Raw genomic sequence first — 17,879 nt, forward strand, 5'->3', positions numbered from 1 at the left:
TTAAGAGTTGAAGTGATGGCCATTTACCTGCTGAGTTATTTGTGGAGGTAAATGGCCGTTGATTAAGTGGTCAGATTATTACTCGTTCTGCTTACTTTCCTTATCCCTTTCTTCATAGGTCACACTCGCCTGTTGGTTAGAGTGAAAAACAATTTTGAGATTCTGTGTAGCATTATATGGAATAGTTATCTGTGTTGAATCACTTTCATAGTTTACATCTAGAGTATTAACGAAAGATTGAACGGAATGAGTCTCTCTTAGAGGTAATATTAATGAGACGATTTTGAACGATTCACCTGCTTTAAGGTTTTTTGAAGCACTAAACCATTCCCTATTCTCAGGATCCCATCGGTTTTCTGTCGATCTTATGTCAATATCTTCAGCTGAGCTATCGAAGAATATCAAAGTGTCATTGTACTGCAGCTCTCCTGTAGGCAAAGGGGTTGGTAACATTTTCAGTCCACCTCTAAGAAGAACCCAGTTATCTCCCTCTAGCGATTTAAACTGTGGCAATACCTGATAAATTGCCCCGCCTTTATGCTCTCCAGAGTAAGTTGTGGTAGGGGAAAGTGTGTCTAAAACGACAAGAGCGCCGTTGTGAAGAAGGACAGTTTCCCGCTGAGTTGTGACTCCAGGGTACTGGTACTTATGGTATTTCACTATGCCATAAGCGGCATCTTCAGACAGTTGCTGAGTATTGTAATGCTCTAATTCGTAATCAAATGATGGGCTGTACCCCATAACTTCATCAAATTGATCGGTACTGCCAGATGCAGCAACTTCCTTGGAAGGGTAAGGCGCTTCTGGGTAGTCGTATTGAGCTGGATTAATATAGATCCCACTTGTTTTATTGGCTTCTGACCATCGTTTCAAACGAGTGACAGTATGTGCACCATTGAAGTTATGATTATCAATACCGGAGCGGTGATCAGCGGCGGCCTTATGTTGTGTATAACTCAAGTCCATCAACATGTATGGTGCTCTTGGGTGATGCCCAGTCGATAGAATTAACTTATCTTGTACATCGACATAGTTACTGTCTCCTCGACCTAATAGTAACCCGTTATACTCGCAGCATGAGGTAATACGAGGCGTCGTTCGAGAGAGTAAGTCGCCAGAGTTTGGTTTTGCTAGCTCAATATCGAAGGCATCAATACCCAGTGGCCAAAGGTCGGGGACATATTCTTTCCCTGTAAATGGTCCATGATCTTGATACATAAAGGCTTGATATTTTCTCGCCATGTATAAGTAGTGAGGGTGACGCCATAGCCGATAGCCCATTTTTAAAACCCATGGGAGGTTATCACCAGCTGATATTTTGATCTGACCAGAAGAAATGCTTTCCATCGATTTCCCCCATTTCGCAGGCTGTCCACTAGGCATAATGGTTCTCGACATACGATCCATCATTCTTAACAAGTGTTCAGATTGAATAACATCGCTTTCTAAGCCGTGCCTTAATGCTATATTCAGAATGATCTGAAATCCGGTATTAACATCGTAATGGGGAGAGTTATCGCCATCATAAGATGTTTGGGTCACGTTCTGCCAAAAAGCAGAGAACGCTTCTTTCATCTTGGGGAATAGGGGTGAGTTTTTATAGAGCAAACTCACCGTAGAGGCGACATCCATAGCAAAGACTTCTTTGTTGTAGCCTGTTGTGTAATAAGGACCGTCGTAATAGGGACCTAAGCCTTCTAAATTTTGGTTTACAAAGTCCTCAAAACGAGCTCTAAAAGCGGTAGCTTCCTCAGTATTGCTATGGAAGGCATCTAGCCTATCTAGTGCCCAAGCGTAGTCCATATAACGTCGGATTGGCGTTACCTGCCTTAGATCGTTAACTTGTCCGTCACTATCTTCGATTACCTGTGCAGCAATTAACCGGGCTTTCTCTGCTTCTGCATAAAAACGATTGACGGCGTAGTCACGCCAGTGAGGAAAGAACTTCTCATCCGTGATCAAGGTGATCATGCTACGGAGTGCGGCTTTGGAGTCATCCTGATTGTTATTTAGGGCTATGAGCTCATCAATAACCTGCTCACTATTACCGGATTTATCCTGCTCAAACAGATAAGCAATATAATCATCTCGTACAGTTTTCAGTTGATGCTCACGAGACAATATCTCTTCGTCACTCTCAAAGTGGGGCACATAGTCCATAGGGTATAGATAAGCGTTATGGCTAGGCGCTTGCTCTGGTGAGTTGGCTAATTCGTCAAGTTGATTACCATCACCATCTTTTGGTATTTCAGCAACATCGAGACTGTGATCTAAGCTGAATACAAAACGATCAATGGCGAACCCCTTTTCTCGGTCACTGATTGAAAAAGTTAGGGGTTTTCCTACTTGTTGTTCAGAAACAACGAAATTATTATTAATTTGGAACCAAAAAAACTTTCCTTCGGCAGGATTCGTATAAGGGTGAGATTCCAGAACACTGTCTTGCGATTGCCGGCTTCCATGACGTAGCCACTCCTCAGAATTAAACGTTTTCGCATAGAGGAATGAATCTTCATTTCCGTAAGATGATCCGTCACCAATTTCAAACATTGAACGTCGATAGTAGAGTCGGTAAGTGCCTGGTGTGTTAAAAACAACCTGATATTGAACGGTTGATTGCTGCATTGGCAGTTGGTAACGAAAATCAGCAAGCAGAGCGCGATCTTGTGAGGGTGGATAACTTGAGTCTGCGGGTAAAACAGACGTCCCAAAATCTGAGGTAAATTCGTTGATTCCTACTACATTGAACCCGTCGTTTTCACCATTATGGCGAATGATGTGATGGTAATCTTCGGCTTCAAATGCAATATAATTGCTCTCTGCTTCCTGATAGAAGGTAGTAGCCATAGTGAGTGATGTAAAACACATGCTCAACACACTAAGCCCCGTTGTTAATGTCTTCATCCTTTTGTCCTTTTCATCCTTTTAAGGATTTTCAGTAGTAGTTCAAAAGTAGAAGGCTTGGAAATGATTCATTATAAAATTATATTTTTTATCCAGTTCAATATGCCTAGATAATCTCAAGTTCTGACCTGATACTATACAGTAGCCATTTGACGCAAATTCAAAGACTTAAAACAAACAACACCAAAGAGAGGGAACTTGGTCTGAGAGCAGGGGTGTGGCTGCTACTCTTCATACGTTAAATGAATGCAATGACGTATTGTGTGTACATCCAGTATGGTAGTCTTGCCAAACTAAACACCAACATTTAATTCTAAAACGGTAAATGCGGTGGAACTTTGGCTATTGATGTGCATTAGGGAGACAGGAATGCGCTTAATTCTATGTTTGATGACAATGTTTTTGTCAGCATCAACATTTTCTCAAACGGGTATACTTAAGATGAGTGCTGAAAACGGTTATATCGAGCCGTTTAAGATATTCGACAATGTTTATTACATCGGGGATAAGTGGGTTTCTTCCTATGCGATAGATACATCAGCAGGTTTAGTGATTATTGATACCCTTGATTTTCCATACAGTAAATGGATTCCCAAAAACTTGCAGAAGTTGGGATTAGGCGATAAATCGGTGAGCTATATTATTGTAACGCATGGACATTCCGATCATGTGGGTGGGGCAGAGTTTCTGCAATCCATCTACAATTCCAAAGTGATCATGACAGAAAAGGGCTTAGAGCTAACTAAAAAGCAATCGGAAAAGAGTAAAGGTGAGAATAAATTCATACCACCGAAAGTCTTTAAATTTGCCGAAGATGAATCTGAAGTTTTGCTAGGAGACACAAAATTTAAGTTTTACATCACCCCAGGGCATACCGAAGGTGACTTGTCGATTGATTTCTTAGTTAAAGATAACGGAAGCGAGTATCGCGCTTTTGTCGTTGGTGGGCATGGCGTCAATTTCCAAAATCCTGCTCTCGCTAAGCAATACTTCACGAGCATGAAAAGAATCAAAAAAATCGCCGAAAGTAGCCCAGTTGTAACGGTTAACTTGTCTAATCACCCTCATAAAAACAACCTGTTTGCCAATCGAGATAGATTGAAAGAGGCAAGTCCCAATAACCCTTTTATTAGCGAAGATAATTTTTTCAACTTTGTTGACCAACAAGTAGACTTAGCGACAAAGGAACAACAGAAAGCGAGCAAACCGCAAGTTAACTAAGGATTATTCAATTGAAACTCGGACAATCTCCGATGATTCGATTCTTAAAAGAGTACAGGTTTGGAGAAACATGGATCCATTAACACAGGGGTTAATTGGGGCGGCGTTGCCTCAGTCAGTATGCAATAAAAAACACGTACTCGTTGCCGGTGGTTTAGGCATGCTTGCAGGAATGTCACCAGATTTGGATGTGCTGATTCGCTCCTCTAACGACCCATTATTGTTTCTGGAGTACCATCGACAGTTTACTCATTCACTTTTCTTTATCCCTTTCGGTAGCTTGCTTTGTGCTTTGGTCTTGCATTGGCTCTTAGCTAGAAGGTGTGGGCTAGCGTTTGGTCAAAGTTGGTTATATTGCGCACTTGGCTATAGTACCCATGCGTTGCTTGATGCCTGTACGTCCTATGGCACTCAGTTGCTTTGGCCTTTTACTCAAGAGCGGTATGCATGGAACATGGTGTCTGTGGTCGACCCCATTTTTACTTTTCCGATCTTGATATGCCTTGCCGTTACGTTTCGAAAGCGAACACCTTGGGGAGCAAGGATTGCTTTGCTATGGGGTTTGACCTATCTATCTTTGGGCATCATACAAAAAGAAAGAGCTTACAACGAAGGCTTGCAATTGGCTCAGGAGCGAAATCATTCTCCAAACCGAATAGAGGTGAAACCGAGCTTTGCTAATATACTGGTGTGGAAAGTGATTTATGAAACAGACGGACACTATCACGTAGACGCCATTAGGCTAGGTAGCTCGACCAAAATTTACAGCGGGGAATCAATTGCCAAGTTATATATTAATAGAGATCTTCCATGGCTCAAACAGAATTCACAACAGGCTAAAGATATTGAACGCTTTCGCCGCTTTTCAAACGGTTATCTAGCTCTACATCCAAATGAAAAATTGAGTGTTATTGATGTCCGCTATTCCATGATCCCTAACAAGTTTGACCCAATGTGGAGTATCAAGCTTTCACCTTCTTTAGCCCCAGAACAGCATGCTCGATATGTTACAAACAGAGAGCATTTCACGACAAAGAGGCAAGATTTTTGGGAGATATTGCTCGGTCTCGGAGGTGGTGCTAGTGAATAACAAATCCTTTGTGTTGTCAGCTCTGTGGCGGAGCAGTAAAACACCCAATAATACATTTTTGTTACGGTAAAGAATTTCAGGACATTCATACCAATACACTCTATGCTTTCTTTAATTAGATAAAAAGGAAAGCGTATGAATCACTTTACTCGCAGACTTTGTTTATTTTTGGCAGCCGCTTCCATGTCTCTTTCCGTTTGGGCCTCAACGACTCTTAGACTGGCATACTCGGATGTCGAATCTTATCCATTTCAGATGGGGAATGGGGCTAGTGTCGCTAATCCTCCAGGACTAGCATTGGATGTCATCAATCATGTTGCATTACAATTGGACTTGAACATTGAATATGTACGCCTACCTGGAAAGCGAGTTCTACAAGATATAGGGGCGGCAAAAGTCGATGGGGGTTTCATCTTTTCTTTCAATACACAGCGTGCACAATATGCTAGTTATCCAATGAGTGATAACAAGCCTGATGCCAGTAAGCGTATTGCAACCATAGGCTACTATTTTTATACATTGCAAAATCATACCTTGGAATGGGATGGACAAAGCTTAGCGGATACAGATCAAAAAGTCGGTGCCCACCTAGGCTTTTCTATCGTCAGAGAGTTAAAGAAAAAGCAATTGAAAGTACATGAAGTAAAAACAACGGAGCAATTGTTTACCATGCTTCAATTAGAACGTTTATCGGCAATTGCTGTACAAGATACAATGGCACAACAGTTTTTGAGTAGCCAAAAGATGAACAACATTAAACAAATTGAACCGGCAATCACAACCAAAAATTATTACTTGGTATTGAGTCATCAATTTGTTGAAAAAAATCCAGAACTTGCGGAAAAAATATGGGAAGCGATAGAAGCATCTAGAGATGAAGTGTTCTTAAAACAGAAGGATAAGTATATTGATTGATTTGCCGTGAGTTACAGTGTCACTTTTTTAATATTGCAAGTAAAGGACTAACGTTAAGCGTATTCAAACAGTAACTGGCTTTGGTCCTGTTTGTCTATTAGATCTCGGATTTCCTGAACAAAGTAGTAATGTTCCTCATAGAATTTATCACCTAGCAACAATGTATGTGGCACGATGTCCACCACTAATTCGAGTCGTGAACTTGGCAATAAAAAGTGGGCCGTATCTTGTCTTAGACTGACTAGCAAGTCACCAAGTTTTTTTAGTTCAGCCAAAATGACATTTTGTGCCAACCCTTTTTTGTGCAAATGGGTTTCCCAAAACCAGATGATCAAATGATCTTCACAAGCAATCGCCTTACTGTCTGGAAGAGGCATGGTTTCCATGGATGCAACCTTATATTTGTGTTTTACTCACGGAGTGAGCTTCAATGCATAAGCAATAATAGCAAACCTTATCAAAATAATTGAATATCAAAAAGTAATGCTTACACAGTTTTACATTACAGATATGAGAAATCGCCAAAATTCCACGTTATGAGCTAACTTTTACAGTACAAGTAAAATTATTAGTTTTGTAAGGGAACAAACCGATATGATTGGTTTTGTTAGAAACGTAATAACTCTCAGCCTACTACTGTGTACTATCAGCATATCCGAAGCCAAACTTCGCTTTGCCGTTGTACCCAAAGAAGAGCTCAACCCATTCTTTGATGCCAGTAGGGAAGGTTGCATGGCTGCGGCCAAAGAGTTAGAGAATGTGGAGTGTATTTATCGAGGTCCCAAATCGGTTGATGTGCGAAAGCAAGACAAGATCATTGCTGAATTGTTAGATGAGGGAATAGATGGCATTGCCATCGCTGTATCTCAGTCGGAGTTTATGCTTGAAAATAGTATGAAACAAGCAAAGGAGTTCGGTGTACCAGTAATCACTTATGACGCAGACTTCGCACAAGAAACCCTAGCTAGTTATCCAGAATTAAGAGCTGCTTATATAGGCACTAATGATTATGACTTAGGAGAGGCGTTAGGTGAGCAACTGAAATCTCAACTCCCTAATGGTGGTACAGTGATCATTCAAAGTGGACGTCCAGATTCACCAAATTTAAACCTAAGAGTGATGGGAGTACGCTCAGCGCTATCAGGAAAGCAGTACTTAACGCCTCCAGGTGAACGCTTGAAAGGCGAAAATGGCTGGACGGAGTTCAGCCAACCCCTATACAATTTTGGTCAATTTCATAGAGCATTAGAAGACCTCAAGAACGTACTCAATTCCTATCAAGAAAGAAAGATCCATGCAATTGTGGCAGTTGGAGGCTGGACTCAGTTTCTAGAAGAGTATAGAGATGTTGTTACACCTCACAAAGATGCCATACTAAACAAAGAAATCATTATAATCACGGCTGACACGGCTCAAGAGCAATTGGAGTACCTAAAAGATAATTTAGCGCATGTCAATATAGGCCAAAACCCTTATGAAATGGGTAGGCAAGCCATCTTAACTCTCTATAAGCTTGCTAATGATCAGCCAGTAGAAGAGGTGATGTATATCCCGATGACTTACTGTACCCCCGAGAATTATCAGAGCTGCACTAAGTACTAAGGCGATGAGCTGAAAGAACACTTTCAAGTTAAATGTTTATCGTCCTCACAAGTAATTTTAGCTAGTGCTTTGCTAGAGATTTCATGCGAGCAAGACAGAAGAACATTAGCAACACTCATAAAATTGGCTAGAAGCTTATATCGCATACAAAAAACTATGTATAGAGTCAAGGTAATTGCTTTGCCAATGTATCATTGAAGTTTTTGTTAGGGGTATTTTGATACATGAAAAAGTTTATTTTGTTTTTTCTATTAGTTATTTCTGGTTCAGCCAACGCATCTTTTACATGACTGCAACAACTTATACGCTGGCCGTATAGTGATAGAGAAAGGTGTGGGATGATCTGCTCCAGCCAGACTGGACAGCGCATTAAGCGACATATTGTTTTTCAAACTTAACTGGGCTTAGATACCCAAGGGCACTGTGCCTTCTTGTTCGATTATAGTCAACTTCGATATACTCAAAAAGTGCTTGGCGCATCTCTTCTCGCGTCATTATCGGCTCGTATTGGACGGCTTCTACTTTCATTGAGTGGAAAAAGCTTTCAACACAAGCGTTATCCCAACAATTTCCTTTCCTGCTCAAGTAAGTTCGGTGCCACAGGAAGCTTATGCTTACTGTCTGTCGTACATTTAAACTTACGGGCGGCTTTCGCGACTAAGCTCTGGCGCTTCATGCTCGCAGCAATGGTTTTTACATTGTGCTTATTCCCATTCTCTTCAAGTTCTTTTTGAATACGCCGTGCACCATCGCGTTCCTTTTTATTTGCAAAAACTTCTCGAACCTTGCTATCAAGCTGTTTGCGGTGCTCATTGCGTTGAGTGACTTTGTGGCGATGATTAATCCAGTAATAAAACCCACTTCGAGAAACCCCAAACACCTTAGCCATACGGACAACCCTATACCGCATCAGGTGTTCGAGCATAAACTCATAACAATCTACTTTAGATTTTTCGCGAAGTAGGTGGCGGCCTTTTTTACGATATCTAGCTCTTCAGCTTGCTCAGCCAGTAATCGTTTGAGTTTGGCATTTTCAGTGGCGAGCTCTCTTTCTCTGTCGCTGATCTTCGCGTCTTTTTTAACGGCTTTACGCCACCCATAGATTTGAGATTCATATAACGATAGCTGTCGTGCAGCAGCAGCGACACCGACTTTCTCAGCCAACTTAAGTGCTTCGGCTTTAAATTCGGGAGCATGTTTGATTCGTGTTTTCTTGGTTGTCATTGTCCACCTCGTTAGTGATTGTACTCACTTAACGCAGTGTCCAAAACTGATGGTGCGGATCAGGACTATGAAATAAAATGGGAGTCGATGAACTCCCTTTTTTGGACATTTGCTACGGATAGAGAGTTAAAATGAAAGCCCTTTAGTCAGATATTCCGATAAAAGCCAGTTCATTTGAATGAGGCTTGGGATTACTCGTGTTTACTGCAACATTTACTTTTTTACCCGTGGTTTTGGCGGTGAGTGCAACGGACAAAAAACCACTCATGGCTCTACTATCTATATCTGTGTGAGTCCAATTTTTGCCGCCACATTCGTTTTTATACTGTATGACTAAACTATTTTGCCAGTATAAGCTGTCGTCTCTTTTCCCTTGTACATATACCTGAACAATTTCCGAGTTATCACAGGTTACAACTTCAGCGTTTACAACTACTGGCATAGATAACAAGAGCGACAAAAAAATTAGTTTTCTAAACATTAAAGAGCTCCAACAAAATCAACGGCGAATAGACAGGAAAACTACGATGTGAAACACCGAGTAGACTTTTTAGTTTTCCATCGTGAATTGTACATGTCATAACAATCAGTTAGCAACAGAAGCAAGCTCATAATGCGTATGAATAAAAAGAGTTATTTGTTGTGAGAAGAACGATGATGGGCAACAGTTGAGTTATGCTGTTCATACTATCAAGTTAAGTCCGCATTATAAGCTGAGTTATGTTGAGTGGTTTGCTGCAGGCCCGTCATGAGATAGGGTGGGCGAAAGAATTGCTCATTGTCACAGCGCGTCTGTGTACATGCTATGAAAGAGAATCGCTTTTCGATTAGAGGCCCACGCATAATAAAAATGAACGTGTTGTAGAAGCAATTGAGCGTGTAACAAATATCGAAAAATCCGCATAATTTTTATGAGGCAAAAGTAAAGGTAACTTACTGATTTAGATAATAACGTTACCTTTCTTTTTTTCCTTACCTTTGTCTATCCTATTTTTAAATGTCCTGTTCTCAGCAAAGTAGAAATGTCCTGTTGTTAACTGAGTTATATAGCCCGTCCCATCACTTCGCATAATGCCTGCATTAAGGCAGTCGGCTATACTTTCATTGCAACAAGTTGCACATGGAGATTTTTATGTTTAGTACTGGAGCTTTAGTTAGGTTGAAGAGTGGTGGGCCTGTTATGACCGTAAGCAAATCTGGATTCGATAACGGTAGGTAAGGTTCAATGTGTTTGGCTCTCCAATAGCGGGGAAGCTCAGAAAGAGTCATTCCATCCGGATACGCTTGAAATTGTTCCGCTACCTGATTCTGATGAAAATGCTATGACTGAGGAAGACTTTTAAGTACAAAGAGCCAACCTTCACAGATTGGCTCTTTTTGATTTCTTTTGTACCGGTTACTTTGCTTGTATTTCTTTGCATCGGGCACACTTACGTTTCCCTCCCGTTCCTTTCTGCTTGTTTCGGGTTTCAATGTTGTTTCCTACATCACATGTACTTTCATCGTGATATACCGCAGTTCCCGGCATTTTCGAGTGGAACAGATTTACTTTGGCCATACTCAACTCCTTTGACTATGTTAGGTCCCTTATGTCTGTTGTGCTTCCATTTGTCTGCACTGACTTTACCCCATTTTGTGCAGCTTGCTTTGACGAATACATCTCCGATGTCGCAATGACTTCGCCGTTTCCCGCCTTCAATACAAAGTAATACGGCTCTCCATGCAGTTGCGCTGCCATCTTGTCTGATTTTCTCAGTTCAAAATATCCCATTTTGATACCCTCAATATGCTCATGGTTGCACCTTTAATATAGGACGTTATTTTGTTTATCACCAGACTGTGACCTGTTGCTAGCCTGTCCTCCGCGCGCAGTCGCGAGACTAGCAGCGAGCAGCGGAGGTCAGGCGAAGCCACATACTTTAATAGTGGCTTTCTGTCCCAATATGGGAAAGTTAACGCTTATGACTAGCTATGAAACTATCCGGCTCTGCCAAAACAGGATTTAGAGCCCTTAACTGAGCTATAGCGCGCTTCTGAGCCGTTCGTTTAGGTGCGCTTTGACTCCTTTTTTCCCTAAGTTGGGCTTTATCAAATTCTTCCTGCTTCTCTTGGGCAAATTGGAGGACTTTACCCAGTCTTTTATTGTCGACGACTTGAGTTTGGTCCACTTTAGCCAGCTTGTCGAAGGTTCTGAAACTTAACTTTCTTTCGCCATACTGGACAGCAATTCGACCATCTGGATAGTCGAGTATTTTGACCACTTCATTGACGAGGCGGCTGTTTTTCTCTGTGTCTTCAATCAGATAAAGCACTTTGTCATATTGGAAGGTCAACGACTTCGAGAGTTTACGCGTGGTCTGCCAAGCAAAAATGTCATCCAGCTCATCTTGGCTTTCTCTAACAGGACGATGAAGATCTTTAGGGTAGTTAGCAGGCCTTGCAAAGCGACGGTTAAAATCCTCAATAAAGTAGGGCAGCCATGCGTTCGCTTCTTCAATGGTATTGATACCTTGTAGACGCATCTCCTTGATTAATCGGTCTTGTAGTGTCTTATTCGCTCACTCAACACGGCCCTTGGCTTGAGAGCTGTTCGCACAAATCAGTTCAATCCCAAGCTCATCGAGAATACGACCAAATTGGGTTAATCCCACTTTTTTGAGATGCTCTTGGTTGACACGAAATATCGAGTGTTTATCGCTGTAAAATGCCACAGGCTTGCCATGTTGATCTAGGTATTCCCGTGTGGCCACCATGTAATCAAAGGCGGATTCGGTATCGCTGACGCGCAGGTTCATCAACCGTCCCGTCGCATCATCGATGTAAACTAAGAGACAGCACTTAGGGCTGCGTCCTTCAAACCAATCGTGGTGTGAGCCATCAATCTGAACCAGTTCGCCTAAACAGTCACGACGATAACGAGGTTGGTAAATACGAGGCTGACGCTGTGAATGTGGCACCCAGAGACCATCGGCGATCATCCATTGGCGCAAGGTCTCATTGGAAACGGGTAAGTTATGGTTTTCTAATAACTTTTCTTGGGCTAATGTCGGGCCGAAATCCGCATAATGCTTGCGAACCACGGCCAAGATAGTCTGACGCTGTACTTGGCGCTCACTCAGATTAAGGATCTCAGCCGCATCCGCACGGCGTAAACGACGTTCGCAAACATTATTGATCACTTTGTAACGTGAAAGGTCTTTGTCACTCATAGTTACCAACATCCCAATGTCCCTTAAATAAGTTCACATAAGAATGAGGCTAGCTGCGGAACCTAAAAAAGAGACATTTTAACTTTGCTAAAAAGTGACATTACAACTTTGCTCTTACAAGCTAAGTGCGCATTATGTATATTATGTTAAATTCCCTACTAGCAGTAAATTGTATATGTCTAATTTACCCACTTAACAAATTCAACTAGTTGAAACAATTTTCAGATTTTTGACAAAGCAAAATATCCACACCTACTCTTGTACATAAGAGTCAAATCTACGAATGGGAATTTGTATATGTATAAGGTTGAAAATTGCAACGGTAAGTTTTATTGCTTACTGGATATGGTGACCACTATGCCACCTTTGCTTGCATTTCGCTGGACCGAGCAAGAACTCATGGAGAAATCTCTGGCGACACAAAAAAGCTATCTCACATCTATAAAGCTGTTTTATGACTTCTGGCTAGCCAAATATAGCATTACCCTTGACTATGCTTTGCATCTGCAAAACTACCGAGAATTTGATGTGATGACGCACGAACTAATGGCCTTCTGGGATTACCTACTTGCGGATAAACAAATTGCCAATGTGATCAAACTACCATCATCGAACAACAGCCAGAAATCGCTGGCTAAGAAAAAGCGAACGGCAGCTAAACATTGCCAGGTAATCTGCAATTTTATTCAGTTCTTGTCAGGGGTTTATTTGACCACGGCCTACCTTGATGAAGATCCTCATCAGTTGCGCCGTTTGCGCACCGAAATCAAACTGCGTTTGAAAGATTCAAAACGCAAGTTCGCGAAATGGAAGAAATCCAATAAAGAAGTTCCGGCTTACAGCACCCTGCGCAGCATGACCAGCGAGCAATTTGAAGATTTTTTCCGTGTTCTGACGCCTGATGTGATGAAGCCAGTTCCAGTTAAATTACCAGACGGCAGTATTCAAGCAACCTTCACCCTTATTAAGGAAAACCGACTAAATCCCATCGTCAGTTACGATGTACAGATGCGTAATTACCTGCTGACAACTTTGCTTGTTCGCTATGGTTTGCGTATTGGAGAGTCGTTGCTGCTGCGTAAACAATCCTTCCTTCCACTAAGGAGCGACTCTAGTAAAGTGATCATGCGAGTTCGTAATTTGGAAGAGGATGATTTAAATGATGCCACCATGGACGATGTGCGTCACAACAAGCCACAAATTAAGACAGCAGATAGCATTCGTGATGTGGAAATCACAGCCGACGACTACAATAAAATTCAGATCTATTTCGAATTCATCCGTCCTAATGAGTGCGAGCACGATTTCATCTTCGCTTCCTCTTTGAAACCCTACAAACCGGTGTCCTACACCACCATTCAGACTCAATTTAAACTAGTCGTTGAATCGTTTAAGACACATTTCCCAGAACATTTCGATCCACAATATGCCGACTTCATCAGTGAAACTATCACCCCTCATTGGCTTCGTCATACTTGGGCCTATGCTATGTTATCGGCCATTTATGAGAAGGAAAAGCGTCGGTACATTGACTACGGAGTGGTCAATGTTAAGGGGATTATGGAGGATGCGCAGGATCAGTTGAGAGTTATGGGGGGATGGGCTATGAAGTCCATTATGCCAGCCAAATACGCTAAGCGATTCATTCAAGAGCATGCCAATCAAACGCTCATGGAGGTGTATCGCAATCACTTCAACGTAAACCGTGACACTGATTTTTATAAGGATCAATGGGATGCTGCATTCAGTTAAGAAAGAAGATCACAAAGGTATTAGCTCCGTATTCACACCTGAACAGGTTGAGTTTATAAATAGCATGGAACTACCGAGTGTGATGGAGATTACCCAAGCCTCTGAGTTCGATACCCCATATGTTCAGACGAAAAACGACTGCTGGGAATATGTCCGCATGGGGCGTACCCATCTTGAAAAATTTGACTTAGATGATCTTAGCAACAAGCTGTTGAAATGGCTATCTTCGATACATACGGAATGTCACACTGCACCTCTTGGTTATGTTCGGTTCAACGCATTAAAAAAGCTTCTAAAAGAGTCAAAGAACGTCTCATTTTCCCACTTTAGACAACGACTTGATGTACTCTCAAAGACTACCAACTCAATGGACTACTATCTACTCAAGTCGGCCACTCAAACATTGATACGTCATGGGTTCCCTGGTTTCGATATTGATGATGAGGAAATTTTGAATTGTATAGCGTCCCCAAATGTTACTGACCCTTTTCTTCGCTATCAAGAAGTGGAAGACACCATGCCTACCCACTTTAAGAAACTTATAGCCAATCGTTTGGTGGAATTTGGCACAGAGGAAGGGCTCAGATCATTGGCGGACAAGGACTTAAAAAACCTCTGCGTACTGGGCTTATCGTTTGCTATAGGCCCCCGACCACAACAGTTTTCCATGCTAATCGGTAGCTCAGTGAAGCTGGTCACAGCCAATCATATAACTGCACTAAAGCTCTACGAGGTGGCCGTCCCTTTAGCAAAACAGCCAACAGTGCCCGTTGACGTACCTAAAGTGAATTTGAACCAGGAAATAGGAGGTTTAATAGATGAATATAAACATCGCTTTAACATTGGGGATGACGATGCACTATTTCCTTATGCTGGGGACGTCAACAAGACATTATCGCGGGAGATCCATAAAGCGTTAAATGAGGCGTTGCTCTTCATTCAACCGAATGATGTAAAAGAAAAAATACGCCTAAAAAAAATGCATCGCCCTATGTATACCGCCTATGATTTTCGCCACAATATTGGCCATTCGATGGCAATGGCTGGGGCTAGTGCTGAGGAAATTGCCATGGTACTCGGCCAAACCACCACAGTTGCGGCGCAGTATTACATCATGTCGACCCCAGAACTGGCGTTGCTGAAACACAAGGCACTCGGCCAAAATCCTGTTTGGAAAGACATGATGGGACTGCTACTCACCGGTTACCTCACCGATGAGTCTAAGTGGTCGGGTAAAACAGTGTCAAGCATGCTCAAGGGTAAACTACTCCACCGCATCGGTGGTTGCAACCGGCTACAAGATAAGTGCCATCTTGCATTGGTGCGATCTTGCTATGGCTGCTTCTATTTCCGCCCGTTTAAAAGCTTAAACAAGCATGAAACTGTCCTTGAAGTTATCACGCAAGAGCTATTTGAATTGGTCAAAACGTCGCAAGACGCAGGTCAGCATAACAACCCGTTGATTGACGCCGCGACCCAAACCAAGAATGAAGTTGAAATGGTCATAAACCGCCTCAAGGGGGGCTTACGATGAAACACAACTACCAAGCCTTAGAGCAGTATATCACGGCTCAAAAAACCTTTTTCGAGACGGCCTTACTGCCTGATGTGAATATGGGCGTCACCAATCTCGACGCGCTCTATTCATGGGAGACCAATGTTTGGAAATATGCTCAGGCCTCTCAGGGCTTCCTGGCGAAGGCATTGACGACTATTAACTTCCATGAAATCAACGCTCGCAGATTAGGTGGTCTATTCAAACCGGAAGACGAACCTTTCAAGACGCTAAATATCATTCAGGTTTATGTCGACTTCATGAAAGCCTACTGCGTGTCACTTTATCAAGGAAGCAACCCGTCCGGCTCGGTGGTCTACGCCCAACAGATGTTATTGAAGCGTGTCTATGTCCGTATGGTTATGTCTGGCGTTGAACCACACCCAGTCAACATCACATCCGAGTTTCTACAACAGGCTACCGACATGCTGGCACAATCGCGTACCGGCAACACTGCAATAACTAACGCAGGCAAGGATTATGATGATGCTAATGTGATCGCTAGGCACCTCAATTACCTGGGGATCACTCTAACGCCTCTTGAAATCAAAAAGAAACAAAGAGGTGTCGCGACCAAAACAACCAAGGCTGGCAAAAAAGCCAAAAAGGCTGAGTTCGGCGAAGACCTCGATCAAGACGAACATGAAAAAAACCTCTCCATTCAGACCTTTTTGAACGTGGTCGCACTGCGTGGCATGGTACAGCACGATGGCGAGCGGATCGTGTTAAACCTCGTAATACTGCTAATGGTTACCGGGTTTCGCCACATGGAGGCTGCGGCTCTGCGCTACAATAGCTTTAAAGTTGTGGAGATCGAAGATCGCGCCACTAAAGCGATGATGGAACAACGTGGTCTGTCTACGTTCTACGTCGGCATTGTATATTTGGGTGAAAAAGGCGCTGGTCATCGGACTCACTGGCTTGAGCCACTTGCAGTAGAGATTGTTGATGAGCTTTGGGTCGACACCATCGTGTTAACAGAGAAACTTCGTGCCCAGATAGAGTACGTCCGGGAAACGGACTTTGAATCGTATCTACCGAAAGCGTGGCGTACACGCCACAACAACGTGATAGAAATGAACGAACCGTTAGTCAGCCTCGATAATATTGTGGATGAGGTCTATGAGACCACCTCTGAATATGCCACCACGGGAGGGCGTGGTCGGAGAGATTTAAGGGATAAAGCTACGAAGAAAATCAAAAACTGTGGTCTGGGCATTAAGCCTCACTCAGTTATCGATCTTGGCCGCAACAACGCAAAAGATATTCGCTATACACAGTCGGACCTAGAACGCTTTATCCGCCACACTATCGAGAGTGACGCCCGTATATCGAATGACTTCATTTATCGCACTACGGACGCCAAAACTAAAGCCGTCAGTGAGATTCCGTATGAGGACTTACTATTCATCATTCCTGAAGGTAGTGGTGCCACCAAACGTACAGGCGCGATGAAAGTGGTGCCGCAAGTAATTGACAAGTTCGTGCTGATCCCCTTCCTGGGTTACGGTGCTAAGGAAAATTGTCAGCGCAGCATCTTTGCCAAATACACCCTCACTGACGAAAACGGCGAGAACACCATAATGTACAGTCACATCCCACGTCATGGCATTAACACTTTCTTTGCCATTGCGGGGGTTACCGACCACCTTCAAGCGATGTTCATGGGGCGTAAAGACTTCACTCAAAATGAACATTATCAGCACCTTGCCATTACCGAGAGAGCAGTCTCAACGGAACTGGTAACCGTGGGCAACCCAGATTCGTATTTTAAACAAGAGACAGCACTTGGGCGTATTAAAACGCAAGGCAAGATCGGTTTGAACCCTAAACTTAGCTCTGGAAATGCACTTGCTCAGGCGATGAATACCCACACGACTACGCAAGATAAAGCTGCGTTCGTCGTTGATGTGGTAAGCAATTCTAGCAGTAATGCTTTTAGTGAGTTTGATGAAATGTTTGGCATCCTTTCCGACAAAGAAAAGCAAGAAACCGCGGCGCGCCATACTGACCTGAATCCTATGGATATTGGCAGTTGCCGTCGCAAATTGGCCACATTCCAATGCCCTTACAACATGAAGTGTCAGGATGGTAGCCCTTGCCCATATTTCACCCTTACGGGACGGGAAGGTGAACTTCAGAAAGTGGAACAACTGGCAGCGTGCATCGAATCTGAGCTTGCGATCATCAATCAAATGAAAATGACCGGTCATATGGAAGTGACTGAGGCTGACGAAATACTTACGGCCCTCAACTTGCGAAAGGTTCACATCCAGTACCATCTTGGTCAGTCTCAGACCTTTGAAGATGAAAAAATTCAAATCAGCCTATTGGAATTGGACAATATGAAGAAACCTATAATGTTGTCCAGTCTGTTCGCGCTTGAACACCGTAAACTGTAAATAAA

12 protein-coding genes and 2 pseudogenes are annotated in these 17,879 nt (G+C 42.7%); 7 read left to right on the forward strand and 7 right to left on the reverse strand.

Going from position 1 to position 17,879, the window contains the following annotated elements:
• Positions 1-78 precede the first annotated feature (78 nt).
• Positions 79-2,904 carry a hypothetical protein gene (locus L1D23_RS11575; protein WP_239866434.1) on the reverse strand — a complete coding sequence of 942 codons (2,826 nt, stop codon included), beginning with the start codon at positions 2,902-2,904 and terminating at the stop codon, positions 79-81.
• A 369-nt stretch (positions 2,905-3,273) separates the two neighbouring features.
• On the opposite strand from L1D23_RS11575, the gene L1D23_RS11580 reads away from it, so the two are divergent.
• The 3 genes from L1D23_RS11580 to L1D23_RS11590 all read left to right on the forward strand — a co-directional run bounded on the left by L1D23_RS11580 (position 3,274) and on the right by L1D23_RS11590 (position 6,130).
• The gene (locus L1D23_RS11580; protein ID WP_239866436.1) at positions 3,274-4,125 is read left to right on the forward strand and encodes an MBL fold metallo-hydrolase; all 852 of its coding nucleotides are present in this window, start codon (positions 3,274-3,276) and stop codon (positions 4,123-4,125) included.
• A 70-nt stretch (positions 4,126-4,195) separates the two neighbouring features.
• Positions 4,196-5,215 carry a metal-dependent hydrolase gene (locus L1D23_RS11585; protein WP_239866438.1) on the forward strand — a complete coding sequence of 340 codons (1,020 nt, stop codon included), beginning with the start codon at positions 4,196-4,198 and terminating at the stop codon, positions 5,213-5,215.
• A 135-nt stretch (positions 5,216-5,350) separates the two neighbouring features.
• Entirely contained in the window at positions 5,351-6,130 is a 780-nt protein-coding gene (locus L1D23_RS11590) for a transporter substrate-binding domain-containing protein (RefSeq protein ID WP_239866440.1), read from the forward strand.
• Between the two features lie 53 nt (positions 6,131-6,183).
• On the opposite strand, the gene L1D23_RS11595 is transcribed toward L1D23_RS11590, so the two are convergent.
• Positions 6,184-6,516 carry a hypothetical protein gene (locus L1D23_RS11595; protein WP_239866442.1) on the reverse strand — a complete coding sequence of 111 codons (333 nt, stop codon included), beginning with the start codon at positions 6,514-6,516 and terminating at the stop codon, positions 6,184-6,186.
• Between the two features lie 208 nt (positions 6,517-6,724).
• Here L1D23_RS11595 and L1D23_RS11600 point away from each other — a divergent pair, with 208 nt between their 5' ends.
• Positions 6,725-7,732 (forward strand): substrate-binding domain-containing protein, encoded by a 1,008-nt coding sequence (locus L1D23_RS11600; protein ID WP_239866444.1) that lies wholly within the window; start codon positions 6,725-6,727, stop codon positions 7,730-7,732.
• 369 nt (positions 7,733-8,101) lie between these two features.
• Here the strand turns inward: L1D23_RS11600 and L1D23_RS11605 are convergent.
• The 5 genes and pseudogenes from L1D23_RS11605 to L1D23_RS11625 form a co-directional block, all read right to left on the reverse strand.
• Positions 8,102-8,956, reverse strand: a pseudogene (locus L1D23_RS11605) (IS3 family transposase).
• Between the two features lie 142 nt (positions 8,957-9,098).
• Positions 9,099-9,437 (reverse strand): hypothetical protein, encoded by a 339-nt coding sequence (locus L1D23_RS11610; RefSeq protein WP_239866446.1) that lies wholly within the window; start codon positions 9,435-9,437, stop codon positions 9,099-9,101.
• Positions 9,438-10,352: 915 nt separating this feature from the next.
• Complete coding sequence (locus tag L1D23_RS11615; RefSeq protein ID WP_239866448.1) at positions 10,353-10,514, reverse strand: hypothetical protein; 162 nt, start codon at positions 10,512-10,514, stop codon at positions 10,353-10,355.
• A 15-nt stretch (positions 10,515-10,529) separates the two neighbouring features.
• Entirely contained in the window at positions 10,530-10,694 is a 165-nt protein-coding gene (locus tag L1D23_RS22235; protein WP_275667300.1) for a YegP family protein, read from the reverse strand.
• 214 nt (positions 10,695-10,908) lie between these two features.
• Positions 10,909-12,165 (reverse strand): annotated as a pseudogene (locus tag L1D23_RS11625) (ISNCY family transposase).
• A gap of 297 nt (positions 12,166-12,462) precedes the next feature.
• Between L1D23_RS11625 and L1D23_RS11630 the strand changes: the two are divergent.
• The 3 genes from L1D23_RS11630 to L1D23_RS11640 all read left to right on the forward strand — a co-directional run bounded on the left by L1D23_RS11630 (position 12,463) and on the right by L1D23_RS11640 (position 17,874).
• Positions 12,463-13,917 (forward strand): tyrosine-type recombinase/integrase, encoded by a 1,455-nt coding sequence (locus L1D23_RS11630; protein WP_239866450.1) that lies wholly within the window; start codon positions 12,463-12,465, stop codon positions 13,915-13,917.
• Positions 13,901-15,451 carry a hypothetical protein gene (locus tag L1D23_RS11635; RefSeq protein WP_239866452.1) on the forward strand — a complete coding sequence of 517 codons (1,551 nt, stop codon included), beginning with the start codon at positions 13,901-13,903 and terminating at the stop codon, positions 15,449-15,451. Before L1D23_RS11630 ends, L1D23_RS11635 begins: the two co-directional genes overlap by 17 nt.
• Before the next feature lie 170 nt (positions 15,452-15,621).
• Positions 15,622-17,874: a hypothetical protein gene (locus L1D23_RS11640; RefSeq protein ID WP_239866454.1), complete on the forward strand. Its 2,253-nt coding sequence runs from the start codon at positions 15,622-15,624 to the stop codon at positions 17,872-17,874.
• Positions 17,875-17,879 lie beyond the last annotated feature (5 nt).

Origin of the sequence: Vibrio sp. Isolate24, from assembly GCF_022398215.1 — a bacterium.
In the GTDB taxonomy this organism is placed as follows: domain Bacteria; phylum Pseudomonadota; class Gammaproteobacteria; order Enterobacterales; family Vibrionaceae; genus Vibrio; species Vibrio coralliilyticus_A.

Coding starts and splice junctions, on each gene's coding strand:
- L1D23_RS11575 (WP_239866434.1), bottom strand. CDS start 2,904: ATGAAGACATTAACAACGGGGCTTAGTGTGTTGAGCATGTGTTTTACA.
- L1D23_RS11630 (WP_239866450.1), top strand. CDS start 12,463: ATGTATAAGGTTGAAAATTGCAACGGTAAGTTTTATTGCTTACTGGAT.
- L1D23_RS11600 (WP_239866444.1), top strand. CDS start 6,725: ATGATTGGTTTTGTTAGAAACGTAATAACTCTCAGCCTACTACTGTGT.
- L1D23_RS11615 (WP_239866448.1), bottom strand. CDS start 10,514: ATGGCCAAAGTAAATCTGTTCCACTCGAAAATGCCGGGAACTGCGGTA.
- L1D23_RS11590 (WP_239866440.1), top strand. CDS start 5,351: ATGAATCACTTTACTCGCAGACTTTGTTTATTTTTGGCAGCCGCTTCC.
- L1D23_RS22235 (WP_275667300.1), bottom strand. CDS start 10,694: ATGGCAGCGCAACTGCATGGAGAGCCGTATTACTTTGTATTGAAGGCG.
- L1D23_RS11635 (WP_239866452.1), top strand. CDS start 13,901: ATGCTGCATTCAGTTAAGAAAGAAGATCACAAAGGTATTAGCTCCGTA.
- L1D23_RS11580 (WP_239866436.1), top strand. CDS start 3,274: ATGCGCTTAATTCTATGTTTGATGACAATGTTTTTGTCAGCATCAACA.
- L1D23_RS11595 (WP_239866442.1), bottom strand. CDS start 6,516: ATGGAAACCATGCCTCTTCCAGACAGTAAGGCGATTGCTTGTGAAGAT.
- L1D23_RS11610 (WP_239866446.1), bottom strand. CDS start 9,437: ATGTTTAGAAAACTAATTTTTTTGTCGCTCTTGTTATCTATGCCAGTA.
- L1D23_RS11585 (WP_239866438.1), top strand. CDS start 4,196: ATGGATCCATTAACACAGGGGTTAATTGGGGCGGCGTTGCCTCAGTCA.